Origin of the sequence: Niallia taxi, assembly GCF_004005475.1 — a bacterium.
Lineage (GTDB): Bacteria > Bacillota > Bacilli > Bacillales > Cytobacillaceae > Niallia > Niallia taxi.
In genome coordinates this window covers 42,773-69,188 of record NZ_RZTZ01000014.1, presented here as the reverse complement: position 1 = coordinate 69,188, position 26,416 = coordinate 42,773, and the positions used below count along the sequence as shown (strand labels likewise).

General features: G+C 37.6%; 27 protein-coding genes. 19 read left to right on the top strand and 8 right to left on the bottom strand.

Annotated elements, in window-relative coordinates; genetic code table 11:
- The first annotated feature begins 154 nt into the window (after positions 1-154).
- Entirely contained in the window at positions 155-2,860 is a 2,706-nt protein-coding gene (gene acnA / locus EM808_RS23210; RefSeq protein ID WP_127741289.1) for an aconitate hydratase AcnA, read from the top strand.
- A 137-nt stretch (positions 2,861-2,997) separates the two neighbouring features.
- Positions 2,998-3,387, top strand: coding sequence for a rhodanese-like domain-containing protein (locus tag EM808_RS23205; RefSeq protein ID WP_127741287.1), 390 nt, complete (start codon positions 2,998-3,000; stop codon positions 3,385-3,387).
- A 56-nt stretch (positions 3,388-3,443) separates the two neighbouring features.
- Here the strand turns inward: EM808_RS23205 and EM808_RS23200 are convergent, their stop codons facing one another.
- The 3 genes from EM808_RS23200 to EM808_RS23190 form a co-directional block, all read right to left on the bottom strand.
- On the bottom strand, positions 3,444-4,421 hold the full coding sequence (locus EM808_RS23200) for a D-2-hydroxyacid dehydrogenase (protein WP_127741285.1): 978 nt from the start codon (positions 4,419-4,421) through the stop codon (positions 3,444-3,446).
- Positions 4,421-5,641: an aminotransferase-like domain-containing protein gene (locus EM808_RS23195; protein WP_127741283.1), complete on the bottom strand. Its 1,221-nt coding sequence runs from the start codon at positions 5,639-5,641 to the stop codon at positions 4,421-4,423. Before EM808_RS23195 ends, EM808_RS23200 begins: the two co-directional genes overlap by 1 nt.
- Before the next feature lie 97 nt (positions 5,642-5,738).
- The gene (locus EM808_RS23190; RefSeq protein ID WP_164849759.1) at positions 5,739-6,920 is read right to left on the bottom strand and encodes an MFS transporter; all 1,182 of its coding nucleotides are present in this window, start codon (positions 6,918-6,920) and stop codon (positions 5,739-5,741) included.
- Between the two features lie 306 nt (positions 6,921-7,226).
- Between EM808_RS23190 and EM808_RS23185 the strand changes: the two genes are divergently transcribed.
- The 10 genes from EM808_RS23185 (at position 7,227) to EM808_RS23140 (ending at position 17,660) form a co-directional block, all read left to right on the top strand.
- Positions 7,227-8,561 carry a glutamine synthetase family protein gene (locus EM808_RS23185; RefSeq protein ID WP_127741279.1) on the top strand — a complete coding sequence of 445 codons (1,335 nt, stop codon included), beginning with the start codon at positions 7,227-7,229 and terminating at the stop codon, positions 8,559-8,561.
- A 421-nt stretch (positions 8,562-8,982) separates the two neighbouring features.
- Positions 8,983-9,912 carry a manganese-dependent inorganic pyrophosphatase gene (locus EM808_RS23180; protein ID WP_127741277.1) on the top strand — a complete coding sequence of 310 codons (930 nt, stop codon included), beginning with the start codon at positions 8,983-8,985 and terminating at the stop codon, positions 9,910-9,912.
- Positions 9,913-10,056: 144 nt separating this feature from the next.
- Entirely contained in the window at positions 10,057-10,755 is a 699-nt protein-coding gene (locus EM808_RS23175) for a response regulator transcription factor (protein WP_164849758.1), read from the top strand.
- The gene (locus tag EM808_RS23170) at positions 10,752-12,116 is read left to right on the top strand and encodes a HAMP domain-containing histidine kinase (RefSeq protein WP_127741273.1); all 1,365 of its coding nucleotides are present in this window, start codon (positions 10,752-10,754) and stop codon (positions 12,114-12,116) included. The genes EM808_RS23175 and EM808_RS23170 overlap by 4 nt, the downstream gene beginning before the upstream one ends.
- The gene (locus tag EM808_RS23165; protein ID WP_127741271.1) at positions 12,113-12,817 is read left to right on the top strand and encodes a PepSY domain-containing protein; all 705 of its coding nucleotides are present in this window, start codon (positions 12,113-12,115) and stop codon (positions 12,815-12,817) included. The genes EM808_RS23170 and EM808_RS23165 overlap by 4 nt, the downstream gene beginning before the upstream one ends.
- 100 nt (positions 12,818-12,917) lie before the next feature.
- Positions 12,918-13,475: a PepSY domain-containing protein gene (locus tag EM808_RS23160; RefSeq protein WP_127741269.1), complete on the top strand. Its 558-nt coding sequence runs from the start codon at positions 12,918-12,920 to the stop codon at positions 13,473-13,475.
- A 656-nt stretch (positions 13,476-14,131) separates the two neighbouring features.
- Entirely contained in the window at positions 14,132-14,650 is a 519-nt protein-coding gene (locus tag EM808_RS23155; RefSeq protein ID WP_127741267.1) for a TlpA disulfide reductase family protein, read from the top strand.
- A 184-nt stretch (positions 14,651-14,834) separates the two neighbouring features.
- Entirely contained in the window at positions 14,835-14,966 is a 132-nt protein-coding gene (locus EM808_RS23150; protein ID WP_127741265.1) for an FbpB family small basic protein, read from the top strand.
- Positions 14,967-15,039: 73 nt separating this feature from the next.
- Positions 15,040-15,183 (top strand): acid-soluble spore protein N, encoded by a 144-nt coding sequence (locus tag EM808_RS23145; RefSeq protein WP_127741263.1) that lies wholly within the window; start codon positions 15,040-15,042, stop codon positions 15,181-15,183.
- Positions 15,184-15,329: 146 nt separating this feature from the next.
- Positions 15,330-17,660: an AAA family ATPase gene (locus EM808_RS23140; protein WP_127741261.1), complete on the top strand. Its 2,331-nt coding sequence runs from the start codon at positions 15,330-15,332 to the stop codon at positions 17,658-17,660.
- A gap of 262 nt (positions 17,661-17,922) precedes the next feature.
- On the opposite strand, the gene EM808_RS28760 is transcribed toward EM808_RS23140, so the two are convergent.
- Complete coding sequence (locus EM808_RS28760) at positions 17,923-18,066, bottom strand: hypothetical protein (RefSeq protein WP_164849757.1); 144 nt, start codon at positions 18,064-18,066, stop codon at positions 17,923-17,925.
- A 125-nt stretch (positions 18,067-18,191) separates the two neighbouring features.
- Here EM808_RS28760 and EM808_RS28755 point away from each other — a divergent pair, with 125 nt between their 5' ends.
- The 5 genes from EM808_RS28755 to EM808_RS23125 all read left to right on the top strand — a co-directional run bounded on the left by EM808_RS28755 (position 18,192) and on the right by EM808_RS23125 (position 20,266).
- Positions 18,192-18,329: a hypothetical protein gene (locus tag EM808_RS28755; RefSeq protein WP_164849756.1), complete on the top strand. Its 138-nt coding sequence runs from the start codon at positions 18,192-18,194 to the stop codon at positions 18,327-18,329.
- A gap of 108 nt (positions 18,330-18,437) precedes the next feature.
- Positions 18,438-19,157, top strand: a complete 720-nt coding sequence (locus EM808_RS23135; protein ID WP_127741259.1) for a hypothetical protein — start codon at positions 18,438-18,440, stop codon at positions 19,155-19,157.
- 102 nt (positions 19,158-19,259) lie between these two features.
- A complete protein-coding gene (locus tag EM808_RS28750; protein ID WP_164849755.1) occupies positions 19,260-19,430 on the top strand; it encodes a hypothetical protein in 171 nt (56 codons plus the stop codon).
- A 95-nt stretch (positions 19,431-19,525) separates the two neighbouring features.
- On the top strand, positions 19,526-19,948 hold the full coding sequence (locus tag EM808_RS23130) for an acyl-CoA thioesterase (protein ID WP_127741257.1): 423 nt from the start codon (positions 19,526-19,528) through the stop codon (positions 19,946-19,948).
- A 27-nt stretch (positions 19,949-19,975) separates the two neighbouring features.
- Positions 19,976-20,266 (top strand): hypothetical protein, encoded by a 291-nt coding sequence (locus tag EM808_RS23125; RefSeq protein WP_127741255.1) that lies wholly within the window; start codon positions 19,976-19,978, stop codon positions 20,264-20,266.
- Positions 20,267-20,282: 16 nt separating this feature from the next.
- On the opposite strand, the gene EM808_RS23120 is transcribed toward EM808_RS23125, so the two are convergent.
- The 4 genes from EM808_RS23120 to plsY form a co-directional block, all read right to left on the bottom strand.
- Positions 20,283-20,582, bottom strand: coding sequence for a HesB/YadR/YfhF family protein (locus EM808_RS23120; protein WP_127741253.1), 300 nt, complete (start codon positions 20,580-20,582; stop codon positions 20,283-20,285).
- A gap of 91 nt (positions 20,583-20,673) precedes the next feature.
- The gene (locus EM808_RS23115) at positions 20,674-21,831 is read right to left on the bottom strand and encodes a CapA family protein (protein ID WP_127741251.1); all 1,158 of its coding nucleotides are present in this window, start codon (positions 21,829-21,831) and stop codon (positions 20,674-20,676) included.
- A gap of 132 nt (positions 21,832-21,963) precedes the next feature.
- On the bottom strand, positions 21,964-22,638 hold the full coding sequence (locus EM808_RS23110; RefSeq protein ID WP_127741249.1) for a two-component system sensor histidine kinase NtrB: 675 nt from the start codon (positions 22,636-22,638) through the stop codon (positions 21,964-21,966).
- Positions 22,639-22,752: 114 nt separating this feature from the next.
- Positions 22,753-23,355 carry a glycerol-3-phosphate 1-O-acyltransferase PlsY gene (plsY, locus tag EM808_RS23105; protein ID WP_127741247.1) on the bottom strand — a complete coding sequence of 201 codons (603 nt, stop codon included), beginning with the start codon at positions 23,353-23,355 and terminating at the stop codon, positions 22,753-22,755.
- Between the two features lie 158 nt (positions 23,356-23,513).
- Between plsY and EM808_RS23100 the strand changes: the two genes are divergently transcribed.
- Together EM808_RS23100 and EM808_RS23095 are read left to right on the top strand one after the other, a co-directional pair.
- Positions 23,514-24,944, top strand: coding sequence for a phospholipase D-like domain-containing protein (locus EM808_RS23100; RefSeq protein WP_127741245.1), 1,431 nt, complete (start codon positions 23,514-23,516; stop codon positions 24,942-24,944).
- A 125-nt stretch (positions 24,945-25,069) separates the two neighbouring features.
- Positions 25,070-26,221, top strand: coding sequence for an acyl-CoA dehydrogenase family protein (locus EM808_RS23095; protein ID WP_205685892.1), 1,152 nt, complete (start codon positions 25,070-25,072; stop codon positions 26,219-26,221).
- The last annotated feature ends 195 nt before the right edge of the window (positions 26,222-26,416 follow it).

Below are 26,416 nucleotides of genomic sequence, written 5' to 3'. Positions count from 1 at the left end.
TACTTATTATAAATGATAACTTTCTTATTATTTACTTATCAATATTAGTGTATTAAAATGAATGAGGATGTAAATGACAAAAAAGATAGAAAGTACGAAATATTCGACTATTTTTCTATTTTTGGTATATGATTACATGGAGGGGGTAATACATATGGCAAAAGATACTTACAATGCACGTAAATCGTTCGAGGTTGATGGGAAGCGTTATCATTACTATCAATTGGAAGCATTGGAAAAAGCGGGAATCGGTAATGTGACAAAATTGCCGTACTCTATTAAAGTACTATTGGAATCTGTATTAAGACAAATGGATGGTTTCGTCATTAAAGACGAGCATGTGGAAAACCTAGCAAAATGGGGAACAGATGAACTGAAAGAGATTGATGTGCCATTTAAGCCTTCAAGGGTTATCCTTCAGGATTTCACTGGTGTTCCTGCTGTTGTTGACTTGGCATCTTTAAGAAAAGCAATGGCTGATCTCGGTGGAGATCCAAGCAAAATTAACCCGGAAAAACCTGTTGATCTTGTCATTGACCATAGTGTGCAGGTCGACAAATATGGTACGCCAGATGCGTTGACAGCAAATATGGATCTTGAATTTGAACGCAACGCGGAGCGCTACCAATTTTTGAGCTGGGCTCAAAAAGCTTTTGACAATTATCGTGCAGTACCGCCTGCAACAGGTATCGTACACCAAGTAAATTTAGAATATTTAGCAAATGTTGTGCAAGTAGTAGAAAACAAAGAGGGCGAATTAGAAGCCTTCCCAGATACGCTTGTTGGAACGGACTCTCATACGACGATGATTAACGGAATCGGCGTACTTGGTTGGGGTGTCGGCGGTATCGAGGCAGAGGCAGGTATGCTTGGACAACCATCTTACTTCCCAGTACCTGAAGTAGTGGGAGTTAAGCTTGTCGGTGATATGCCAAACGGTTCAACTGCAACAGACCTTGCTTTAAAAGTTACGCAAGTGCTGAGAGGCGAAGGAGTTGTAGGGAAATTTGTAGAATTCTTCGGACCTGGTATTTCCCAATTGCCGCTAGCTGACCGTGCGACAATTGCAAACATGGCGCCAGAGTACGGCGCAACTTGCGGATTCTTCCCAGTTGATGAAGAATCATTGTCCTACATGAGATTGACTGGCAGATCGGAAGAACAAATCAAAGTGGTGGAAGAATACTCTAAACGAAACGGATTGTTCTTTGATCCTAGCTTTGAACCAGTTTATACAAAAGTAATTGAAATTAACCTTTCAGATATTGAAGCTAACCTGTCAGGACCAAAACGTCCTCAGGACTTGATTCCATTATCACAGCTACAAAAAGCATTTGTTGATTCTGTCACTGCGCCAGAAGGAAATCAAGGCTTCGGCTTAAAGAAAGATGAGTTTGATAAATCAGTAGATATTAAGTTTGCTAACGGTGATTCCACAACGATGAAAACAGGCTCTGTTGCTATCGCTGCAATCACTAGCTGTACAAATACCTCTAACCCTTATGTGCTAGTAGGTGCTGGTCTTGTTGCTAAAAAAGCAGTTGAGCTTGGTATGGAAGTACCGAAGTTTGTAAAAACTTCTTTGGCTCCAGGATCAAAGGTAGTTACTGGTTATTTGAGAGATTCAGGCTTATTGCCGTATTTAGAGCAAATTGGCTTTAACTTAGTTGGATATGGCTGTACGACTTGTATCGGTAACTCCGGTCCGTTGCGTGATGAAATTGAAATGGCTGTAGCAGATGCTGATTTACTAGTTACTAGCGTACTTTCAGGTAACCGTAACTTTGAAGGCCGTATTCATCCGCTTGTGAAAGCAAACTACTTGGCATCACCGCCATTAGTTGTGGCATATGCACTTGCTGGAACAGTTGACATTGATTTGCAAAATGAAGCAATCGGTAAGGATAAGGATGGAAACGATGTTTTCTTCAAGGATATTTGGCCATCAACAGAAGAGGTTAATGAACTTGTGAACAAGACAGTAACACCTGAATTGTTCAAGAAAGAGTATGAGCGTGTGTTTGATGACAATGAGCGCTGGAATGAAATTCAAACTAGCAGTGATTCCTTGTATACATTCGATGAAACAAGCACATATATTCAAAACCCGCCTTTCTTTGAAGGACTTAAACCAGATCCGGAAAAAGTGCTTCCTATTAAAGGATTAAGAATTGTCGGCAAGTTTGGCGATTCTGTTACAACAGACCATATTTCTCCAGCTGGAGCTATCGGTGTTAACACTCCTGCAGGGAAGTACTTAAAAGCAAATGGAGTCGAGCCTCGTGATTTCAACTCTTATGGTTCTCGCCGTGGTAACCATGAGGTAATGATGAGAGGTACATTTGCCAATATCCGTATCCGTAACCAGATTGCTCCTGGAACAGAGGGTGGAGTCACAACGTATTGGCCATCAGGTGAAGTGACATCTATTTATGATGCTTGTATGCAATATAAAGAAGACGGCACAGGTTTAATGGTTCTTGCTGGCAAAGACTATGGCATGGGATCTTCTCGTGACTGGGCTGCAAAAGGTACGAATCTGCTTGGAATTAAAACAGTTCTTGCAGAGAGCTTTGAGCGTATCCATCGCTCTAACCTTGTGTTAATGGGAGTTCTTCCATTGCAATTCAAAGCTGGAGATACTGCTGAATCACTTGGTTTGACTGGTAAAGAGACGTTCAATGTATATGTGGATGAAACAGTTAAGCCTCGCGATTTCATTGAAGTTACTGCAACAGATGAGGATGGCAACAAAAAGACTTTTGAAGTCCTTGTTCGCTTTGATTCTGAAGTTGAAATTGACTACTACCGTCATGGCGGAATCCTGCCAATGGTGCTTAGAGATAAATTAAAGAACTAATTTAGACAGAAGAGGCTTCCTATCGCATTGCCGGTAGGAAGCCTCTTTTTTGTTCTGGAAAGATCATTCTATTAGGTAAATTAGGAAAAGTTTGCTACTATAGATATGTAGGAAATTAAATTATAGGAGTGATTTAAATGGCATTGACATTCGGAAAGCTATTAGAAGAAGCACGCAGTAACGTGAAAGGTATCTCATCAATTGAAGCAAAAAAACAAATCGAAGAAAAATCTAATACATATGTAATTGATGTACAAGATGCTACAGATGCAGGTGCTTGTGGCTTAATTCCTAGCAGTGTTAATATTTCACTTGGCATGCTGCCAATACGCGCTGATTTGGAGCTTCCAGAAGAGCTTCGCAACGCAGAATTAGCTGACCGTAATAGACCTGTATTAGTAACATGCGGTCTTGGTGGACAAGCTGCATTAGGCGCTTATTTACTTAAACAAATGGGCTTCACTGATGTTGCATTCATTGAAGGCGGAACAACTGCTTGGAAACAAGAAGGCTTTGAAACAGTTTAATTAAGCAAGTAAAGAGGAAGGCGTGAATTTATGCCTTCCTCTTTTTTGACTTCCTTTTAATAGCCTAGCTCTTTATTTACGACATTAAGAAGCTCTTTGCCTTCTATAAATCTTGTAAGGTTTTCTATAAATATATCCATATAACGCTCCATGCTTCTAGGAGAATAATAGGCATTATGCGGAGAAATAATGACATTATCAAGCTCCCAAAATGGATGATCGCCTGGTAATGGCTCTATATCAAATACATCAAGGGCAGCGCCTTTTATTTGCTGACTATATAATGCCTGCAGTAAGTCCTCTTCTACAATTGTATTGCCTCTTCCAATATTAATTAAAAAGGAAGAGTCCTTCAGCAAGCGAAGCTTATGTTTATCGATAAAATGATATGTTTCCTTTGTAGATGGCAATGCTAAAATAAGAAAATCAGCCTTTTTTATTACTTCGTCTATTCTCTCAAGCCCGACAACTTGGTCTGCAGGGTCATTGTCAAGAGTGTTAGAAGGCCGTTTGCGACAACCGACTACATACATGCCAAGCGCTTTGCATCTTTTCGCAATTTCCTTGCCAATTTCCCCGTAGCCGACAATTCCTACATTCGAACCTTCTAAATCCTTAATCTCCGTATTGCTCCAAATCTTCTTGTGCTGATTTCGAAGCATTGTCGGAAGTCCTCTCGAAAAAGCAGAAATCATCGCAACCGTATGCTCCGCAATAGGAATAGAAGTACAGCCTTTTGTATTTGTTATTATTATATCACTATTGATTGTCTCTTTATGAAGAAGTGCATCAAGTCCAACACTCATTGATTGTACCCATTGTAGATTTGGTGCAATTGGTTGGATTGTTAATGGATCGATTAGTCCCAATGTTAAGACGATATTACATTCGCTTAAATCATATGTTACCTGAGGTTCCTCTTTGCCAAATATCCATGGCTCAAACAGGACGGTTGCTCCTAAAGCTTTTATTTTGTTAAGATACTTTTTTGGAATATTGTATCTAACATAAATAACCGGCTTTTTCCCAGTCATCAGTTAGCTTCCTCCATTGGCAAACTGCGAAGATGCTGGTAATAAATTTCAGCAAGACGCTTAATTGCTTCCTTAATTTTTTCCTCATTACAGTAGGTGAAGCATAGTCTCATTGTATTATAGCCTTCCTCCTCGAGGAAGAAATGACGGCCATCTAAATAAGAGACACCTGCAGTCATCGCATCATCGACAAAGGCACTAGTGTTAACTCCTTGTGGAAATGTTACCCATAGGAAGAAGCCGCCTTCTGGTGAAACAAAGCTAACTTCGTCACCGAAATGCTCTTTAATCGCTGCCACCATCGCTTCTTTCCTTGTTTTGTACATAGTGCTCAAATTATTAATATGTGACGCAATATCCAATTGCTCTAGCACATTATAGGCTACTTCCTGAACATAAACGCTTGTTAGTCCATCTGTCTTGAGGATACGCATTTTACTAATAATTTCACTTAATCCAATTGCCCATCCAAGCCTGATTCCTGGAGCAATCACTTTTGAAAAGGTGCTTAAATAAATAACTCTGTCTGGACCAAAGGAATGGATGGAAGGTAAGTAGGTACCGTCAAAGGAGAGCTCTACATATGCATCATCTTCAAGGATGATGAAATTATATTCATAGGCAAGATCTGCCAGTTTTTTTCTGCGATCAACGGAGAGATTAACACCTCCAGGATTGTGGTAGTTAGGCATGATATACAGGATTTTTGGCAGTGGCTTTTGTTGAAGTGTTGTTGCTTCGATAAGGGCCCTTTCTACATGCTCGACAATAATGCCGTTCTCATCAATAGGAAAGGAGCGTAAATTTACCTGTGCTAAATTAAATGTGCGGATAGCACCAAAAAAACAGGGTGCTTCAATCCAAATTTCGTCACCTGGGTCTGTAAGTGTTCGGGCAACTAGGTCGATGGCCTGCATGCTTCCAGACGTAACGATGATTTGATCTTTATTTGCATATACTTCTCGCAGCTCGGAACGCTTCAAAATCCAATTAACAATATTACTAATCCCACTTCCACCTGTATAGGACATTGCCCCGGAACCTTGTGTTTTCATTGCCCGTTCTGTCGCTGTGACCATCGTATCAAGAGGGAAGGACTCTGGAGCAGGGAAGCCGTAGGAGAGGGGAATGACATGATCAAGTGATCCGGCAAAGGAAGAACCGATAATCGGCATGTCTGGAAATCTTTTGCTGAAGGTGATTTTTTTCATAGAATTCATAATGTTAGCACCATCCTAATGTTTTAATATTTTATATATTTTAAAAATTAACACTATTCTAAAAATTAATCTAGCTATTTACTGTAAAAAAATATCTTTATTTGGTTATAGTCCTAGAATGCATGCGATGTTCTGTAAAAGATTTGGAAAAAGAAAAATAGAAAAATAAACAGATACAGAGAACAAAAGCCATTAAAAATGGACCGGAATGAGCCATTGAATAGAGAAGGCCTGCTAGAAGTGGACCGACACCTCGACCAAGACTATCCATTGCCGCTTGAAGTCCCATTACTGTTCCTTGGCCAATAGTGTTTTGTCTGGCAAGCATGCTGATTAATGTCGGTCTAGTAAATGCACTTCCGATTCCTATCAAGATGCATCCTATAAACACAACAGACAAATGAAAAGAAAAACCTATACAGGCAAAACCAAGCGCTTGAATAATTAACCCAAAAGAGGCGGTCACTTTCTCCGTGAGGTGCCTGCACACAAAGCTAAACAAAACAAGCTGTACGAAAACCGCTGCACCAGATTGAATACTGAAGGCGGCGCCTGTTTCAAATGGAGTTGCCAAAAAGCGCTCCATTAACAAGAAACCTAGCATGGAGAACAAGCTAGAAGCAGCAACCGCCATGCCTAAGGTGATCAAGAATAATTGCTTGTAGTCTTTTTCAAACAAAAACCTTATAGACTGAAGGAAATTAACCTCATGCTGTTTTGCCGTTCTTTTGTTCTGACCATCTATTATGAATATCCATGCAAAGGGAATGGCCAACAGGCTTAAAAGCCCTGAAAGAAAAAATGGCGAAGTCATGCCGAAGGGCGAAAGGAGTGATCCTGCTAGTGGGCCGCATAAAAAGCCCAAGCCGCTTGCTGCCCCCATTTTTGCAATCGCCTCACTTCTGTTTTTCTTGTCATGGAGATTTGTAACAAGTGCCATTGCAGCAGGCTGCATGCCAGAAGAAAGGATGGCGCCAATTACTCTGATTAATAAAAGGGAAAGGTAGGAGTTTGCTGCCAATAATAATAGAAAGGCAACTCCAAATCCACCGAGTCCAATAAGCAGGACAGGCTTTTTCCCGATTCTATCTGCGAGCATCCCCCAAAACGGTACACTGAAAAACTGTGCCAATGCCCATCCCGTAATCAGTGTCCCCATTTGAAAGGAGCTTAAATCTAAGCTTGCGGCAAGGTAAGGCAAAGCCGGAAGGACGACACCATAGCCTGTCATCGAAAGAAAGGTGATAAAGTACAGCAAATATAGAGATTTTTTTGTCAAACTGTTACCTCTTTCCATTGAAAGACATTCATATATATGTGCAACTATAGGCGATTTATTTCGAATATGGAAATATTAAAATGATACGAAAACAAGAGAATGATGAAGAGAAAACAATAAAATTAGTTATTTTTAGTGAATTTTCGTATTTTTACAAATATTAACCCATACACAAAATTCTGGTAATGTAAACGCTATCTTTAAAATATTTAAAAAATTTTAAAAAAAGATATTGTATAACTATAAATAATTTCTTATAATGAATTCAAGTTAGATATTAGAACATTGATTGTGAGGTAAATTGACATGGCTGAAATTACATTAGAACAGATTCAAAGTATCATTAAAGAAAAAAACGTTGAATTATTGCATATGCAATTTGTCGATATTGAAGGAATTTTGAAAAATATCACAATTACAGCAGCTCAATTAGATGATGCAGTAGAAGGGAAAATCATGATTGATGGTTCATCCATTAAAGGATTTTCACCTATTAATAAATCGGATTCTTACTTAGCCCCAGATTTAAACACATTTGTTGTGTTGCCTTGGACAGAAGAAGAAGGATACTCAGAAGCACGTTTCCTTTGCTCTGTAACAAATCCAGATGGCACATTATTTGAAGGCGACACACGTAATGTTCTTAAGAAAACAGTTGCACGTGCTGCAGAACAAGGTTATACAATTTCTGTAGGACCAGAGTTGGAATTTTTTTTGTTTGAAACAGATGCACAAGGGTATCCAACAACAGTTTTAGGTGATAGAGGCGGATACTTTGAGCCATCTCCGAAAGACTTAGGTGAAAAGGTTCGTGTTGAAATCTTCAAAACATTAAGAGCAATGGGCTTCACAATTGAAGCATTGCATCATGAAGTGGCAGAAGGCCAGCATGAAATTAACTTTAAATATGCAGACGCTCTTGGTGCGGCTGACCTTGCAACAACTTATAAATGGGTTGTTAAAACAATCGCAGCACAATACGGTTTGCATGCAACATTCATGCCAAAACCAGTATTTGGCATCAATGGCTCTGGAATGCATGTTAACATGTCATTCTTCAAAGACGGCGAAAACATTTTCTATAATGAGTCTGATGAATTACAGCTTTCAAGCGAAGCTTACTCTTTCATCGCAGGTATCCTTGATAATGTTAAGAGCTTTGTGGCGGTAACAAATCCGCTAGTAAACTCTTATAAGCGTCTAGTGCCTGGCTATGAAGCACCAGTATATCTTGCTTGGTCTGCATCTAACCGTTCTGCATTAATTCGTATCCCTGCGAAAAAAGGCATGGCTACTCGTGTAGAATTACGTTGTCCAGATCCAGCATCTAACCCATACTTAACATTTGCAGTTATCGCTTCTGCTGGTTTGGATGGAGTAGAAAAAGGATTGAAAGCTCCAGCACCTGTTAATGAAGATATTTTCCACATGACAGATGCACGCCGCGAAGAACTTGGCATTGAAAGCTTGCCAGGCGGTCTAGAAGCAGCTGTTGCTGAACTAGAAGCAGGTGAAATCGGTCTTAAAACACTTGGCGAGCACGTATTCTATGAATATGTTGCAGCGAAAAAAGCAGAGTGGGATAACTACCGTACACAAATTCATGCTTGGGAAATTGAAAATTACCAATTCAAATTCTAATAGTTTTATAGATGAGGTTTGGACGTAAGTATGAAGTCCAAGATATAACTGAACTATTTATCGATTATTGATGAATAGTTCAGTTTTTTTTGTTTAAAAACATAAATTAAAAATCTTAGTGGGATATAGCTTATTGAAACGAACTAATTCTAAAAGTAAATTCCAAGCTCGATGCTTCAAAGTTTTATAACTCGTATTTAGATAGCTTATATTGCGTTTTGTCTCATCCACTTTTGCTATGCTAACTAGCAGACAAAATCTAGCACAACTAGTACAAAATTATAATTCCGATAAATTAAGAGGGAGATTTTGTCTAACGATTCTTTATTTTTGCTTGCGATATGATACAATAAATACATTGATAAACGGCGCAACCTTGTTTATCTATATCAATAATTTCAGTTACAAGGAGAATTAAAGAATGGGAAAAGTTTTAGTTTTTGGTCATAAAAATCCAGATACGGATACGATTTGTTCTGCTATCGCATATGCAGAATTGAAAAAGGCATTAGGAGTTGAAGCAGAAGCTGTTCGTCTAGGTGACATCAATGGCGAAACACAATTTGCTCTAGATACTTTTAAAGCAGAAGCTCCAAGATACATACAAAAGGTTTCAGAAGAAACAGATTCTGTTATTCTTGTAGACCACAATGAATTCCAGCAAAGTGTGGAAGACATTAAAGAGGTTTCTATCCTTGAAGTTATCGACCACCACCGCATTGCAAATTTCGAAACTAGTGATCCTCTATATTACCGTGCTGAGCCAGTTGGTTGTACAGCAACGATTCTTAACAAGCTTTACAAAGAGAATAATGTAGAGATTAAAAAAGAAATTGCTGGTTTGATGGTATCTGCTATCATTTCCGATTCCTTATTGTTCAAATCTCCAACTTGCACAGAGCAGGATGTTAAAGCAGCTCAAGAGCTTGCTGAAATTGCAGGAATTAACCTTGAGCAATACGGGTTGGACATGCTGAAAGCTGGCGCTGATTTAAGCGATAAAACAGTAGAGCAATTAATTAGCCTTGATGCGAAGGAATTCCCAATGGGATCATATAAGGTTGAGGTTGCGCAAGTAAATGCTGTTGACACAAATGATGTCCTAGCTAAGCAAGCGGAAATAGAAGCAGTATTAAGCAAAGTGATTGCTGATAAAGAGCTTGATTTATTTTTACTTGTTGTAACAGATATTTTGAATAATGATTCTGTTGCTCTTGCACTTGGTAGTAAAGTGGATGCTGTTGAACAAGCATTTGGAGTAAGCTTGGAAAACAATACTGCATTGTTAAAAGGTGTTGTTTCACGTAAGAAACAAATCGTACCAGTATTGACAGAAGTATTATCTAAATAAGAATTAACGGCTTTTCTGCACAGTATTCATCCAAGTGGATGAACATTGGCAGGAGAGCCTTTTTTTATTTGCGAATTCACTATAATATAAAGTAGAGAATAAATGTTATTTAACATAGATACTAAAACGAGGGGGCTTATGAATTTGACAAAGGATAAAATTCTTGTGATTGAGGATGAAAAGAAAATAGCAAGAATTATTACAATGGAACTGGAGTATGAAGGCTATGAAGTACATGCAGAGCATGCAGGCGAACAGGGGCTCGAAAAAGTGCTTGCAGGCAATTGGGATCTTGTGTTGCTTGATGTAATGCTGCCAGAAATAAGCGGGTTGGAAATTTTAAGAAGGATGCGCAATGCATCTGTAAATGTTCCGGTGATTTTGTTGACGGCCAGAGATTCCATTCCAGACAAGGTAACAGGACTTGACTTAGGTGCCAATGATTATATGACAAAACCCTTTCAAATTGAAGAGCTCCTCGCTCGAATTAGAGCAAGCCTGCGTATCAGCAAAATGCATATGAAACACGAGCAGGAAAAAATCCTGCAGGTAGACGACTTACAGGTTTTTGTGAAGTCCTATTCGGTGAAAAGGGCAAATATCGATATCGAGCTCACACCAAGAGAATTCGAGCTACTGCTTTACTTAATGGAAAATAAGAATATTGTGTTGTCAAGAGAACAGATCTTAAATCATGTATGGGGCTATGACTTTATGGCAGATACAAATGTGGTGGATGTTTATATTCGATATTTGCGAAAAAAAATCGATTATGAGTTTGAAAAGCAGTTGATTCAGACAATTCGTGGAATCGGGTATGTTATTAAGGATACTACTATATGAAAGTAAGAACTAGAATTCAAGTTTTTTCGACATTATTACTTGTAATTATGATGATTTGCTTAAATACAACCATATATTTTGTTTTTCAAAAGGAAATCCTGCGAAATGAGACAAATGAAACTGCAGCTAAGCTAATACAGACTGCAAGAAATATCCAAACTGCTACAACGGAAACGAACCAAAATTCTCTTCTTCGTGCATTTGTCCCAACAGAGGGGATGATCCGTGTTATTGACGCAAAAAACACGGTCCTTTTTACAAGTACAAAGGATTCGAGTTATGCAGAAATGGAGCATTTTTATTCAGAGGCACAGACTGAAGAAGTCTTAAAGCACGATGGGAATACCTTCTCTGTCGCATCCATGCCAGTCGTTTGGAATAATGGCAATATCGTAAAGCTGGAAATGTCCGAAAATATAGACAGCTCTGTAGGGATATTACATATTTTGCAGCTGATTTTAATTATTGGCACAATACTTATTATCATACCAACCTTTTTAGCAGGAAGAGTACTTTCAAGCTTTATTTTAACGCCAATTCAATCATTGATAAGAACAATGGAGGACATCCAGTCTAACGGCAGCTTTCAAAAGCTTCCCTTAAAAGATAAAAGCAAGGATGAGTTATTTCAACTAGGAAGTACCTTTAATAACATGATTTCGAGGTTAGAAATTCAATACGACAAGCAGAAGCAATTTGTATATGATGCATCACACGAGCTGAGAACACCGCTGACGGTAATCGAAAGCTATGCAAATATGCTGAAGCGCTGGGGCAAAAATAAACCGGATGCATTAGAGGAAGGAATCGATGCAATCCTGTCAGAAGCAGTGCGAATGAAGGAAATGACAAATGATATGCTTGAATTGGCAAAGGCAGATGATCTCCTTGAGCTGCAAATGGAGGAAATAAATTTACGGGAGCTCTGCTGTCAGACGGCAAAGGATATGGAAATGGCGACTGGCCGTAAGGTTGAAGTTGATGTCGCTAGTAAAGAAGTGTTCATTACCGCTGACAGACAAAAAATGAAGCAGCTTCTGCTTATATTTATTGATAATGCATTTAAATACGGAGCGGATCATGTAAACATAACTGCTTATATAAACGCTAAAACAGTATTTTTGCAGGTAACCGATAATGGCTTTGGCATTGCCGATGATCACAAGGAATTTATATTTGATCGGTTTTTTCGGACTGATAAGGCGAGAAATCGAGAGACTGGCGGAGCTGGCCTTGGGCTTGCTATCGCAAAGCAAATAGTTGATGCACATAATGGGAAAATTGCAGTGCAAAGTGTTCTTGGTGAAGGCTCCACATTTATTTGCTCTTTCCCTGCAGATTTAAAGGCGGTGAGTAAATGATTGTAAACAAAAAACTGTTAATCACCGCCGCCTGTATATTGCTGTTTGTCCTACTAGCTGTCGGCGTTATTGCTGTCTATTTAAAAAATACTGATTCGATTACAGAAACAGAAGCGAAGGAATTTGCTGTGACTACTTATGGTGGAACAATAAACAGTATTTCAGAAAAGAAAGCGGAGGAAGGTGACATTTTTAATATTGTGTTTGAAAACAATACTGGCACATATCAAATGGAACTAATAAAGAAGACAGGCAAAATTTTATCACTTTCTTTGCAATCGTTAAAAAATAATGCTGCTATTAGCGGTCTTATGCAGGAAAACGAAGCGACCGCTCTTATTAAGGAACAAATAAACGGTGACTTATTAACAATAGAGGAAACTGTACAAAATAAAATACCTTATTACTCTTTTATCATTAAAACAGACTCTAGTGAACAGGCTTATTTGTTAAACCGGCAAACAGGAGATATTACCAAAGAAGCTTTAGGAAACAGTTCAGAATACATTTCTCAAGAAAAAGCCAAGGAAATTGCCTTAAAAGAAATACCGGGCAAAGTTGCGGAGATAGAGCTGGAAGAGGATGATGATTTTGGACTCGTCTATGAGCTTGAAATAGATACAGATCATAATAAAGAGGTAAAAATGTATATCAATGCCTATTCAGGTGTTATTGAATCTATAAACTGGGAGGAAGATTAATACACTCATTAGAATTTCTCATCAATTTCTCATATTTCTGCTCATATCTTATCATTTTCTCAGGATATGATGAAATTATAGAAAAGAAGGAGGAATTCACATGAATTTTATTAATAAAGCTTGGAATAAATTAAAGCAATCAAAATGGTTAACATACGGTATTGGTGCTGCGGTCATTGGTTTTGGCGGGGCAGCAGCATATGACTTAGTTGACGACAGAGATGTATATGCAAATGGCGGTATTGTTAAGAGCATTACACAAGCAGAACCAACTGTATCAAAGCAGGAAGCAGCTGATATTGCCGGTAAGGAAAGAAACACGATGGTGGAAGAAGTAGAGCAAGAATACACTCATAATGGAGACTCCGTTTACCAAGTAGAATTTGCTGACGATCAAGAGGATATTTATGTTGACGCAGAAAAAGGCACTGTAATAACAAAGGATATGCTGGCTGAAAAAATAAAAATAACAGAAGAAAAAGCTAAAGAAATAGCTTTAAAAGAAGCAAGTGGAGTAATAACTGAATTCGATCTAGATGAAGAGAATGCCCAATTTGTATATGAGCTTGAAGTAACCTCACAAAATGGCATAGAAACGGAAATGACCATATCAGCAGAAACAGGCAAAATCTTAACAAAAGAACAGGACAGATTTTAAGTGGAGCAGCCTTTATAAGGCTGCTTTTTAATTTTTATAACATTAAATGAGGCTGGGATAAAAGTATGTGAATATGTATAAAAACCGAACTATTTAATCATTCTATGATTAAATAGTTTGGTTTTCGTGTTTACTAGTTTTAATACAATGATTAGAAATTCTAGTGGAATGGAGCGGAGGGCACTCGACTCCTGCGGGAAATAGAGGAAAGGATGAGACCCCGCAGGCGAAGACGAGGAGGCTCATCTTCCTCCCCGCGGAAAGCGAGTGACTGTAGCGCAATGAAACGAACTAATTTTAAACCCCTATTCTATTTAGTCACGTGCTTCCTTTTTCAAATTTAGATGTAATTTTATTATTCGTGTTTAGAAAGGTTATCTTTTGTTTTGCCCCAGCCTCTTTTAATTTTTAAAACTTTAAATATGACAATATTCGCAACATTAAGTCAAGTGTATATATTTTTGTCTAGAAAAAGGTTAAAGTAAAGGAAGCAGGAACAAGGTTTAAGCTGATTCATTACTAGCATGCGTATTAAATAAGGTGTTTCTCTGCACTATTAATTCTACGCATTCAAAAACACTTCCAGAAAAAAACATTGTAAATAAAGTGAAATAGGAAAACTTAAAAATAATGATGATTAATTGAGGTGAACTCATATGAAAAAAACAACATTACTTTTAAGTATCCTGATTAGTTTCAGCATTATGTTTTTAGATATACCACAAACAGCTGCTAATAAGCTTGAAGCTAATATTGGCATTAATGTTGGTAACATAGCACCAGATTTTACATTGAAGAATCTGCAAGGAAAGGATGTACGCCTATCCAGTTTAAGAGGGAAAAAAGTAATCATTAATTTTTGGGCAACATGGTGTCCGCCATGTAAGCAGGAAATACCTGAAATAGAAAAGTTCTATCAAGAGAACAAGGGGACTGTTGAGGTATTGGCAGTAAATATTGATGGCGGCAAACCGCAAGCTGTTGCTGTTTTTACAAAGAAGATGAATGTTTCTTTTCCTGTCCTTTTGGATAATCCAGATGGCATTAATGAAGCATATAAAGTAATGACAATTCCAACCACTTTTTTTATTGATGAAAATGGTATTATTAGGAACAAATACTTCACTGTTATGTCATTAAATGTAATGAAAAAGTTAATAGAAAGTAAAGATTGATTGTAAGCGCTTTACAATTATAAGGACATCCCTTATAATGAAGGCGGAACAAAACAGCATATACGTCCATTATTTTCAGAAAAAAAAGATTTTTCTAACTTTTAAAAGAATTTCAGCAAATAAGTAATAATTTCTTGAAATTTTGGGAATTATGGAAATATAAAAGGATAAAGGAGATAAAATAATGAGAAAACCTCGTAAACGTTCCTTCCAGGAGCTAGTAACTGAAAATAAATTGCAATTGCTAAAGGACAGGGAAGCAATTGAAAAAATAGAGGAACGAATTGAAAAGAAGCATCTTAAAAAAGCAAGATAACCATTAGAGAAAATTTTGCCACACATCACCTCTTCCTTCCATGTGCAAACTTATAAGGAAGGAGGGGATAATGATGAGCAATCCAAAAAAAGACAGCAAGCACTTTGTACCTAGCCATATCGGAACAAAATCGAGAGGATTTGGCGGTAATAAAGGCAAAAAAATGCAAGATACATCAGGTCAGCATGCACAAGTAATTCAAACAAAAGGTGAATAAAAAAGGGCTTCCGCATTGTAGCGGAAGCTTTTCTTTGTTTCTGAACCTTGTGAAAAACAAGTTAAAATGATTAACGGATAAATGAAGATTATGGTACTATAAGAAGATGTAAATTAAACTTATATGTAAGTGAAGTGAAGAAGTAAATGGAGAAAAAAGTCGAAAATACTGTCAGTCAAACAATCGCTACTCTGGAAGAGGAATTTAAAAATACGGGAATCATTAAAAGTGAAAAAACGGTTTTATCTGTCATTCAAACATTAGACGAAACAGAGACGCCTGAAATGATTTCTAGATTATTGACAATTGCGGCGATTTCCAGATTAAACACAAATGAAAGGGATACAATTGCCAGTGCTTGGCTCAAAAAAGCGAAGGAATTGGATCCGCACAATAAGGAAGCGAATAAATACCTTTCCCAAAACGATTGGAAAAATTATGAAGATCTTTTAGAGATGTTGAACTTTCCTGCGATACGAGAAACGGATAACAGAACAGCGAAAAGAAAGATAGCTGAGCAATATATTAACAATTGCCGAATGTTTTTAAACATGGTAGATGATGAAAAGGACGAGATTATCTCAAACAGCACTGCTGCAGTGACATTTAATAATAAGCTGGCTGAAGATAAATATAAAGAAATCATCTCCTTACTTGACGAAGTTACACAAAAAACTTCGCAGCTACTTCAGTCTTCTGAGGAATATGAAGAATCAATCAGTGGTGTATTTCATACATCCATTTATTATGACAGTGTCAAAAAGCTGATTGAAGAACTGAATGAATTGAAAACTGCTTGGCTCGCCATTTTTGTAGAGGAAGAGTCAGATGAAATGAAGGAAGAAACTATTTCCGCACTTGAACAGCTTCAGCAAATGATTGGACTGGAAAAGGTTAAAAATCGCGTAAAGGACTTCTACCAGTTCCTGAAATATCAGAATTCAAGAAAGAAGTTAGGCTTTACTATCCAGGATGAATTAAGTCTAAATATGATTTTCACCGGAAACCCAGGGACAGGAAAAACTACATTGGCACGGTTAATGGCTAAAATATATTATGAGTTAGGTGTCCTTCCAAGTCAGGAGGTAGTGGAAACAGACCGCTCTCAGCTTGTGGGAGGTTATATGGGCCAAACGGAGGAAAATGTCCGTAATGTTGTGAAGCAATCACTTGGCGGGGTGTTATTTATTGATGAAGCGTATAGCTTAAATCGCGATGGCCAAGGAAGTGATTATGGACAAACAGCAATTGATACATTGGTTTCTTTAATGACAAGCTCTGAATTTGGCGGGAAATTTGCTGTGATCCTAGCAGGCTATCCAGAGGAAATGAGACAGTTTTTAGATGGAAATCATGGTCTTAGCAGCCGTTTTCCAACATCCAATTTGATTCATTTACCTAATTACACGGCAGAAGAGTTAGTAGAGATTGGGGAAAAAATTGCCAATGACAATGATTATGTTATTAGTGAGGAAGGCAAGCAACAATTAGAGCTGCGTCTTGAAAAAGAGCAGGTCGATGAAAGCTTTGGTAATGCGAGAGCGGTTAAAAACATTGTACTAGATGCGATATTTAACAAAGGCTCTCAAGCACATTCAAACAAGCAATTCTTGACATACACTTTGCTTGAAGGTAATGATTTTGCAGCAGCAGAGGAAGAGTCATCTGAAAATCCAGCAGATGAGCTTGATGCAATGATTGGGTTAACGAAGGTAAAAGACGAAATGAACAAGATTATTTCCTTTGTTAAAGTACAGCAACTTAGAAGAACAAATTCTAAAAAGAATTTACCAATACAGCTTCATGCTGTCTTTACCGGCAACCCAGGGACAGGAAAGACAACTGTAGCAAAATTATATGCGCAGTTTTTAAAGGATTGCGGAATTTTAAAAAGAGGGCATCTTGTTGTTGCAAGCAGAGCTGATTTTATCGCTGGATTTGTCGGACAAACTGCGATTAAGACGAAAAAGAAAATTAGAGAAGCACTTGGCGGCGTTTTGTTTATTGATGAGGCCTATTCATTACTATCTGGATCTAACCAGGATTTCGGCAAAGAAGCAATCGATACACTTGTTATGGAAATGACAAGACATAATGAAAATCTAGTCGTTGTTTTAGCGGGTTATCCTGATGAAACAAAAGCATTGCTCGCAAGCAACCCTGGGCTAACCTCTCGTTTTAAGAAATTTATTCATTTTGAGGATTATAATAAGGATGAATTAATCGAAATAATGGAGTCATATGCAGCTAAATTCGATTATCATCTTGATAAAGCTGCGAAGTTTGCTTTGCAGACGAGATTAACAACATTCCAAACGAATGGTAATGGACGGTTTGCGACAAATTTAGTAGATGAATCTGTGCAAATGCAAGCATTACGCATTATGGAAGCAACAGATGACCAAATTGATTATTCATTGCTTACAGAAGAAGATGTGATGCAAGCTTTGAACTTTTTCACTAACCAGCAATCATAAATTAGTGAGGCGGCTTATATTAAGCCGCTTTTTTGTATATAAAAAAGGACTATCCATAATAGGATAGTCAAAATCAGCAGTTTTTATCTCAGGTGTGTAGTTTATGTGAAAAACTGCAGACTTCATTGTACTTTTATTCTGGGGGAAATACAAAGGTAATTAAAACCATCTCTTAAAAGGATGGATTTTTAGTAGAAAACTAAACTTACGGGACTAAGTTATGGAGGGAGGATAAGGGCTTCAAACTTTATAGAGAAAAAGTTTATTTTTGCTCCAATAAATCACCAAAAAAAAGAATTTCATCCACAATTATGCTTTTCATTTCATGATCCTGACATTTTTTGCATTCTGTAACTAATAAATATATATGGTTTATAAATAGGAGCATTTCCTCATCATTAATCATTCCAAAAACTCCTTTTGAATAATATGTACTAAAAAGAGAGAAGTACCATATAATAAATTGTTTTTTATTTCCATTAAGTGGGTAATTATAATTATAACAAATCCAATGACTAGGAGTAAAGTATTATGGGACTGATTGAAAAGCTACAGAAGAAAATAATTGAAACAGATTGGACAGTGTTAATTGAGGAGGAAGAAATGGAGGTACAAGAAGGGGCAGACGATAAACAAAATGATAATAAAGACGACCTTGCTAGCTCCTAAAGTCAAAACATCTCCAGAAATCTTTTTTGTGTTTTCTTATATCTAGTATAAATGATAAAATATGGAATATGCTATTTTAGTTTATACGTAGAGAAGGAGAATTCAGAATTGATAGAAAGATTGACAGCATTGCTTATCTGTGCCTGTTTATTAGGAGCATGCACAAGTGAAACAGAAGAAAAAGAATCAACTAATATAAACGTTTCAGAAATGGAGCACAGCATACTAACTGATGATGAAGTGAAGGAAATCGCAGAGAGATCTTATCAGCTGCTGCAATTGGCAAATAAATATGCTGAGCAAAATCAAGGCTTGAATACAAAGCCGTTTTTGCAGGAGTTACAGCCTTATTTCACGAAGGATTTTATAAAAAATCTTGAGATATCATTATTTACAGTTCCAATTGGGGGAGATTTCCCTGCAGATTTTAACTATAAGCAGCATTTTGTCATTAAACAGCAAACAAGTGATAGGGTGACGGTAGAAACCGCACAAGCATCCTATCTTAACACAGCACTGTTTATTACAGTAGAAGCTAAAAAAGAAAATGGTAATTGGAAGATAGATAACTATCATTATGAGAAGCCTGCAAATTTTACCGATAAAGACAAGCAACATACCTTAATTACGAAAGAAACAGCCGAGATTATAGTGAAGGAATATTTGCATGGAGATGAGAAAGAGATAGATTCAATTACTGCTGGTAAGGGGAATACATACTACATTAATGCGTTTGTAAAGATGAATACTCGACAAAAGATTGGCACTTCCATAAAAATGGATAGTACCTCTGGAGAAATACAGAGTTTAATGCAAGTAAATTCATAATAATTATTCTTTAAAAGATGGGCAGACTGACAGCTCTGTTTCCGATATAATATGCTTAATAAACATATACATGTATACATGATTAGTTATATGGAGGGGAATATGACTGATTTAGAGATAGAATATGAAATGCTTCAATGGGAGTTAAAAAAACTAGCTATAAAAATGGAGAATACACCAATCCTGGCAAAAGGGTATAAGGAAATGCTGCGAAAAGAGATCGATTTAACGAAAATGCTGCAGGACCTTATGAATAGAATGATTAATGAATAGGACAATTCGTGCTAACAGCCGGTTTTCTTGATTAGTTGTTAGCTTAGTCATAAAATGAAGGAGAAGGAATTAAAGTAAAGGAAGTGCAGGAAGCATTGGAATATGTACATAAACTAGAGCTTAAAATTGATTATGCTGATACGGACATGATGGCGGTAGTGTATCATGCTAATTACTTGAAGTTTTTTGAACGCGGGAGAACAGCATTGATTGAGGATATTGGCTACAGCTATGTTGCAATGGAGGAAGAGGGCTATTTTGCGCCTGTTTATGATGTGCAGGCAACGTATAAAAAGCCATTGCGGTATGGCGACAAAGCCTATGTTAAAACATGGGTTGATGCTAATGATGGTATCAAGACAGTATATGGCTACCGAATTGAAAACGGAGATGGTGACCTTTGTGTTGAGGGCTCGACGACCCATATAATTGTCAGTAAGGAAAATTTCAGGCCTAAATCATTCAAAAAAACATTTCCTGAATGGTTTCAAAAGTATGAAGAACTTAAAAGAAAATAAACCTTTATAAGGAGAGATAGAAAAAATATGGCATTTGGCATCAAACGAAAAGAATTAGCTCAGTGGAAAAAACAAATTGATGATGGACAAATTGCCTTTTTGACACATTATTGGCTAGATGACCGTTTCCCAGACTGTAAGACTGTCACAAAGGTTGGCTGTGCTGATTTACATAAGCTTGAGCAATGGGGCGCCAAATATGGTCTGAAGAAAGAATGGATTCATACCAGGAAGGATGGATACTCTCACTTTGATCTTCTCGGACAAACACAAACGTCCATACTTGAGAAGGAAGGGATAGATATTCATCTCCAATAAGAAAAGCAGGCTGTTATTAAGCCTGCTTTTCTGTGTAATGATATTCCGGTTCCTGTGCTGCATCATTAAAGTCAGCTAACAAATCATTATCATCAAAATACCAAAGATCCTTTTCCTCGATATAATAACGAATTCCATCCTTCTCCGTACTAACACCTGAATTTACAGGTTTTTCGTTAGAAATGCCAAGAGAGAAGCCTTGTTGCACAGTACTGCAGCCTCCGTATCTTGCGAAAAATCGGACATAGTCACCTTCGTTAAGAAGCAGTTCGTTTTTATACCATTCTGACGCTTTATCACTTATTACTATTTTCATTTCAGCACCTCTTTTATGAGATTAAATTAATCCTCACTATTATTATAAAGGATAAATCGTGAGGATGCACATAATTAAACTATCCTAACTCTTACTTTGGATGCACACCTTTTAACATATGTGTCATAATTTCCTGATAGTTTTGCTTGCTGTCAGGCAGTCCAAGCTTGCCAGCATCCTCTAACGGAACCATTTTGTAGCCCTTGTCATTTTTACTGTACACATACGTTGGATAAAAGGAGGGTACTTCCATTTTTTTTGTGGTTTTTCCTCCAAGCTCTGTTTTACTTACTTTAACTGTTACCATCCCGCCAATATCACGATAATCGTCAGCCTGTCCTGACAAAAAGTTTCCAAGTGAATATACAACTAAGGATTTTTCACCATTTTTGTCATATAACCATTCCATTGGCTGCAACACATGAGGATGTCCACCGAAAATAATGTCGACACCTTCATCAACAAGGAATTGGGCAAGATTTTTCTGTTCTTGATTTGGATTGCGCTCATATTCAATGCCCCAGTGAATCCCCATTACGATAAAGTCAGCTTGCTTTTTCGCTATTGCTATCTCTTTTTTCATTTTTTCCTTATCGATGAGATTAACGATATATGCTTCATTTTTAGGAACAGAAATACCATTTAATCCATAGGTGTAGGAAAGATAAGCAATTTTAATGCCGTTAGATTCAAGGACACGAAGCTTTTGCTGGTCTTCTTCACTTGCAAATGTCCCAACATAAGGAAGGTTAATTTTGTTTAAGTATTCTAGTGACTGCTTTTGAGCGCTGACGCCTCTATCTAAAGAATGATTATTAGCTGTTGTCACGATATCAACGCCAGCATCAACTAGCGCATCTGCGACTTCATGTGGGCTGTTGAAAGATGGATAGCTTGATAATCCGATTTTTTCACCTGCTACAATCGTTTCTTGATTTGCCAATAGAACGTCAGGCTTTTCAAGTGCTTCTTTAACTTCTGCAAGCATTGGTTTAAAGTCAAAGCCGTCATCAACTTTTGCCTCATTATATACCCGATCATGAATCAAGATATCCCCGACAGCCCCAAGTGTTGCTTCACGGCCAATAGATTTAGTGCCAACATCATTTTGCTTCATTGGCAGATTGCTGCTCGTATACCCCTCTTTTTTATTGTCAGCATTGTCAGGATTAAGCTTGTAAAAAGCAAAGGCTGCAATGGAAGCGCCAATAAAAGCAAGCAAAATATAAAGCTGAACGTTTTTTTTCATTATTTTTCCTGCCTTTAACTGAGTCATCCTAATAATTTATAGTTTGCTACTATAGGATAACAAAAAAACAGGACTGATTTCGACTAATTTCGCAAAATGGAAAAATAATGAAATTTTTGAAAAGTAAAATTATTAATAGCCTAGAGGTAGCTTGACAATAAATTCTGTTCCTTCACCTAGGATGGAATGGACTTTAATACAGCCTTGAGCTTCCTCAATAATTGACTTACAGATGCTTAAACCGATTCCAGTGCCATGCTTTTTTGTTGTGAAAAAAGGAGTGAACAGCTTATCTAATGCTTCTGCACTGATACCACAGCCATTATCCTTAATAGAGATTATCCCGAAGTTATCATCCTTGGACACAGTAATGGTTATTGAGCCGTTTTCTGAACATGCTTCCACAGCGTTTTTGAGGAGGTTTACGAGCACTTGTGAAAGCTGTATTTTTGGCAATAAGGCCTTGAAGGAGGACATAAAGTTTGCTTGAAGCTGGATGCCTTTCACTTGAATTGCTTGTTCATACGAAAGCATTGCTTTGTTTACAGCAGCCTTGATGTCAATTGTTTCTAAAGTTTGATAGGAAAGGGGAGTGTTGTCATAAACCATGTTATTAAGGAGCTGATTTGCCCTGTCTAATTCTTCAATGGCTACTTCAGAATAAAGCGTTCTTTTTGGTGCAGGTAAATCTGGGTTTGCAAGAAGCTGAAGGAGGCCGCGCACTGCAGTTATTGGGTTTTTAATTTCATGTGCAAAACCAACTGCTGTTTTTTCCGGGTATTGTAGTTTTTCTTGATTCTCTATCATTTATTTCAACCGTCCTTTATTTGAATTACTGTTTGTTAGTAACTTTATGACGAAATAAATCTAGATATGTCAAAAAAACAAAAAAAACCATCAGATTTGATGGTTTTTCACTTCTTACAGCCAAGTTATCTTAGGTTCTGTTTTGTTTAATATACGTTTAATATTAGCACGATGTCTGTATACGACGAAAATAGTCAGAATGGCGAGAATGGCAATTAACAGCTTGTCGTCCCAGAGGATGATAGAGTATACCAAACCAGCAAATCCTGCAATCATGGAAGATAGAGAAACGTATTTAGACAAATATAAACTTAAGAAAAAGACGACCATAATAATCAAAAACATTAATGGCTCATGTCCTAAAAGGATACCTGCAGATGTTGCAACAGCTTTTCCACCTTTAAAGCCTGCGAATATTGGATACATATGGCCGATTACGGCAACAACACCAAAGATAAGCGGGTTAACATTAACTTGAATATCAGTAAAAAGGCTAAGTAATAGGGGAAGGCAAGTTGCCAAAGTTCCTTTTAAAATGTCTGAGAATGTCACGACAAATCCGGCTTTTTTCCCTAAAACTCTAAATGAGTTTGTGCCACCGAGATTTCCGCTTCCATGCTCTCTTATATCGATTTTATAAAAAGCCTTCCCAATAATTAAACCGGAAGGAATGGATCCTATCAGGTAGGCTAAAATAATTAAAATGGCAATGATCAATGCTAACTCTCCTTCGTTCTATGTATATGGTTATTGTACCACGTATTTGTAAATTCTCACTCTTTTTTCATAAAAAATCTTAGTGAACCTTGTTTATGGCAATAGTTTTCAGGGTATAAACCTTTGATATAATTTTGGAACAGCCTGGGGGATAGGAAATGAGAAAAAAAAGAAAGAAACTAATTATAAGTATATTTATTGTGTTTTTCTCTATTTACATAAGCGTTCTTTTGTATCATACACTTAAACCATTACCGCAAGGAATTTCTTATGAAGGACCAATACATCGTGTCGAGGATAAAGACATTGAATTTCTGGAGGATACAACCTATAAGGATGAAGATGGCAACCAAAAGCTCCATCAGGAAATTCTTGCACGTATGCTTAAAGAAATAGATGAGGCAGAGCGATTTATTGTAATAGATATGTTTCTATTTAACAGTGATACAAATGATGACCAAACATATCCGAAAATCGCTAAAGCAGTGACAGACAAGCTCGTTGAGAAAAAACAAAAAAATCCGGCGATGAAGCTGATTTTTATAACGGATCCTGTCAATACAACCTATCATTCCTATCCAACACCAGAGCTTACTAGACTAAAAAATAGTGGGGCAAAGGTTGTGGAAACAAATATGGAAGGCTTCCGGGACTCCAACCCACTTTATTCAACACTTTGGCGTATGTCATTTAAATGGTTTGGTCACGGAGATAACGGTCATATACCGAATATGCTTGCTGATAGTGCACCAGATGTAACAGTTAGGTCATATTTGGATTTACTGAATGTAAAAGCGAACCATCGTAAGGTGCTAATTACAGAAAACACAGCTATCGTTTCGACAGGAAATATGCATGATGCAAGTGGATACCATTCTAATATTGCCTATGTTGTGAAGGGAAATTTAATAAATGATTTACTCGAAACAGAGGAAAGTGTTTATCGACTGATGGACAAGACATCATTCCCTGCAGTCAAACCTACCGAGGAGAAAGGGGATATTCAATTACAGCTTCTTACAGAAGGGAAAATTGCCAAACAGGTGATAAACGGAATTCACAGCACAAAAAAAGGCGATACCATTTGGATCGGAATGTTATATTTGGCAGATCGCCCTGTAATGGATGAATTGATAGACGCCGCTGCTCGAAAGGTACAAATAAACTTAATCCTTGATCCAAACCAAAATTCATTTGGTAATAAGAAGGCTGGTCTTCCCAATATACCGACTGCGGCAGAGTTAATGAAAAAAGGAAATGAGCAGATTGCAATACGTTGGTATAACACAGGTAAGGAGCAGTACCACTCAAAACTGATGCTGATTGAAAGCGAGAAATACAATATTATTATTGCAGGCTCTGCCAACTATACAAGAAGAAATCTTCATGACTTGAATTTAGAAACAAATCTCAAAATAGCTGCTTCTTCTGATTCGCAAATAATGAAGGAAACAAAAAGCTATTTTGAAAAATTGTGGACAAATAAAGATGGGGAATATACAAAAGATTACAGCACAGAGTCTGAACTTCCTGCATTCCGTTATTTACTATACCGCCTTCAGCGTATCCTATGGTTTACTACTTATTAACTGCCCGGTTCTTGAATGGGCAGTTTCATATACAAGTAAGTAGGAGTCCTTTATAATTGGAGGAAGATAGTTAGCCGGAAAGGTTAATACATAATACAGAAACTTAGTGTGGGAGCTGAAAAAGCATGGTTGCGAATTTTTCACAAATGAACAATCTTTCTGAAAGGCTTATGGCAATGGGGAAATTGGCAAAGGGCTTTTCAGAAAGAGCACGGGAAGTAGATGAAAATGGATCTTTCCCATATGAAAACATAAAGGAATTACAGGAATTCGGCTATACAGCTTTAACTATTCCAGCAGCATATGATGGGAAGGAAATATCTATCTATGAAATGGTAAGACTGCAGGAGGCAATTGCCATAGGCGATGGATCAACTGCGTTGTCCATTGGCTGGCATATGGGTGTTGTCCGCAATATGTTCGAAAACAAGTGGGATGCTGCACTGCTTGACGAGTTGTATACAAATATCAAAAACGGCGCCCTTGTAAACAGTGCCGCAACAGAACCGCAAACAGGGAGCCCTACAAGAGGAGGAAGACCGCAAACCACAGCTGAAAAAAAGGGAGATTCCTGGGTGATTAATGGGAGGAAATCCTTTACGTCCATGTCACCGATGCTGGATTATTTTGTTGTTAGTGCTTCCATTAAAGATACAGATGAGGTAGGGAATTTTCTGATTAAACGAAATAATCCAGGCTTGAAAATTAAAGAAACTTGGGACAGTATCGCTTTGCGAGGAACTGGAAGCCATGATGTGTTTTTTGAGGAAGCAGTTATCGAAGGCAAATATATGGTGGAAAAGCTAGGCGGTCCAAGAAAGGTCAACCCGTGGCTGCTTCACATTCCTGCGTGCTATCTTGGAATCGCCGGAGCGGCACAAAAGGAAGCAATAAGATTTGCGAAGAGCCACTCACCAAACAGCATTACAGGTACGATAAGTGAACTTCCGGCCGTAAGGACAAAAATCGGTGAAATCGAATTGAAAATGTTTACCGCAAAGCATTTCCTTTACTCTGTTAGTCAAAAATGGGATGCAGCAAAAGAGGATGAGCAGCACTTATTAGTACCAGAGCTAAGTGCTGCCAAACATTTTGTCACAAACACGGCAATAGAGGTAGTCGATTTGGCTATGCGTATTGTTGGTGCAAGAAGCCTTTCTGCAAGCAGTCCATTGCAGCGCTATTACAGAGATGTAAGGGCAGGATTGCATAATCCACCAATGGATGACATGACAATATCCCAATTAGCAGACAAAGCGTTGAAGGAAAATGAATAATTAATAAAAAGTCCAAAAGCTATGCTTTTGGACATAAAAAATGAAACAAGATCAGGCGGCATGGTTCTCTGGTCTTTTTTTTCTGCGTATGGACATAATTTGTTGTTTCAGCATTAACTCCCATTTACCTGGTCCATTTAAATAGCGCTTCACACTAAAAACGATCGTTTCCTCTAATAAAATCAGAAAAACCAA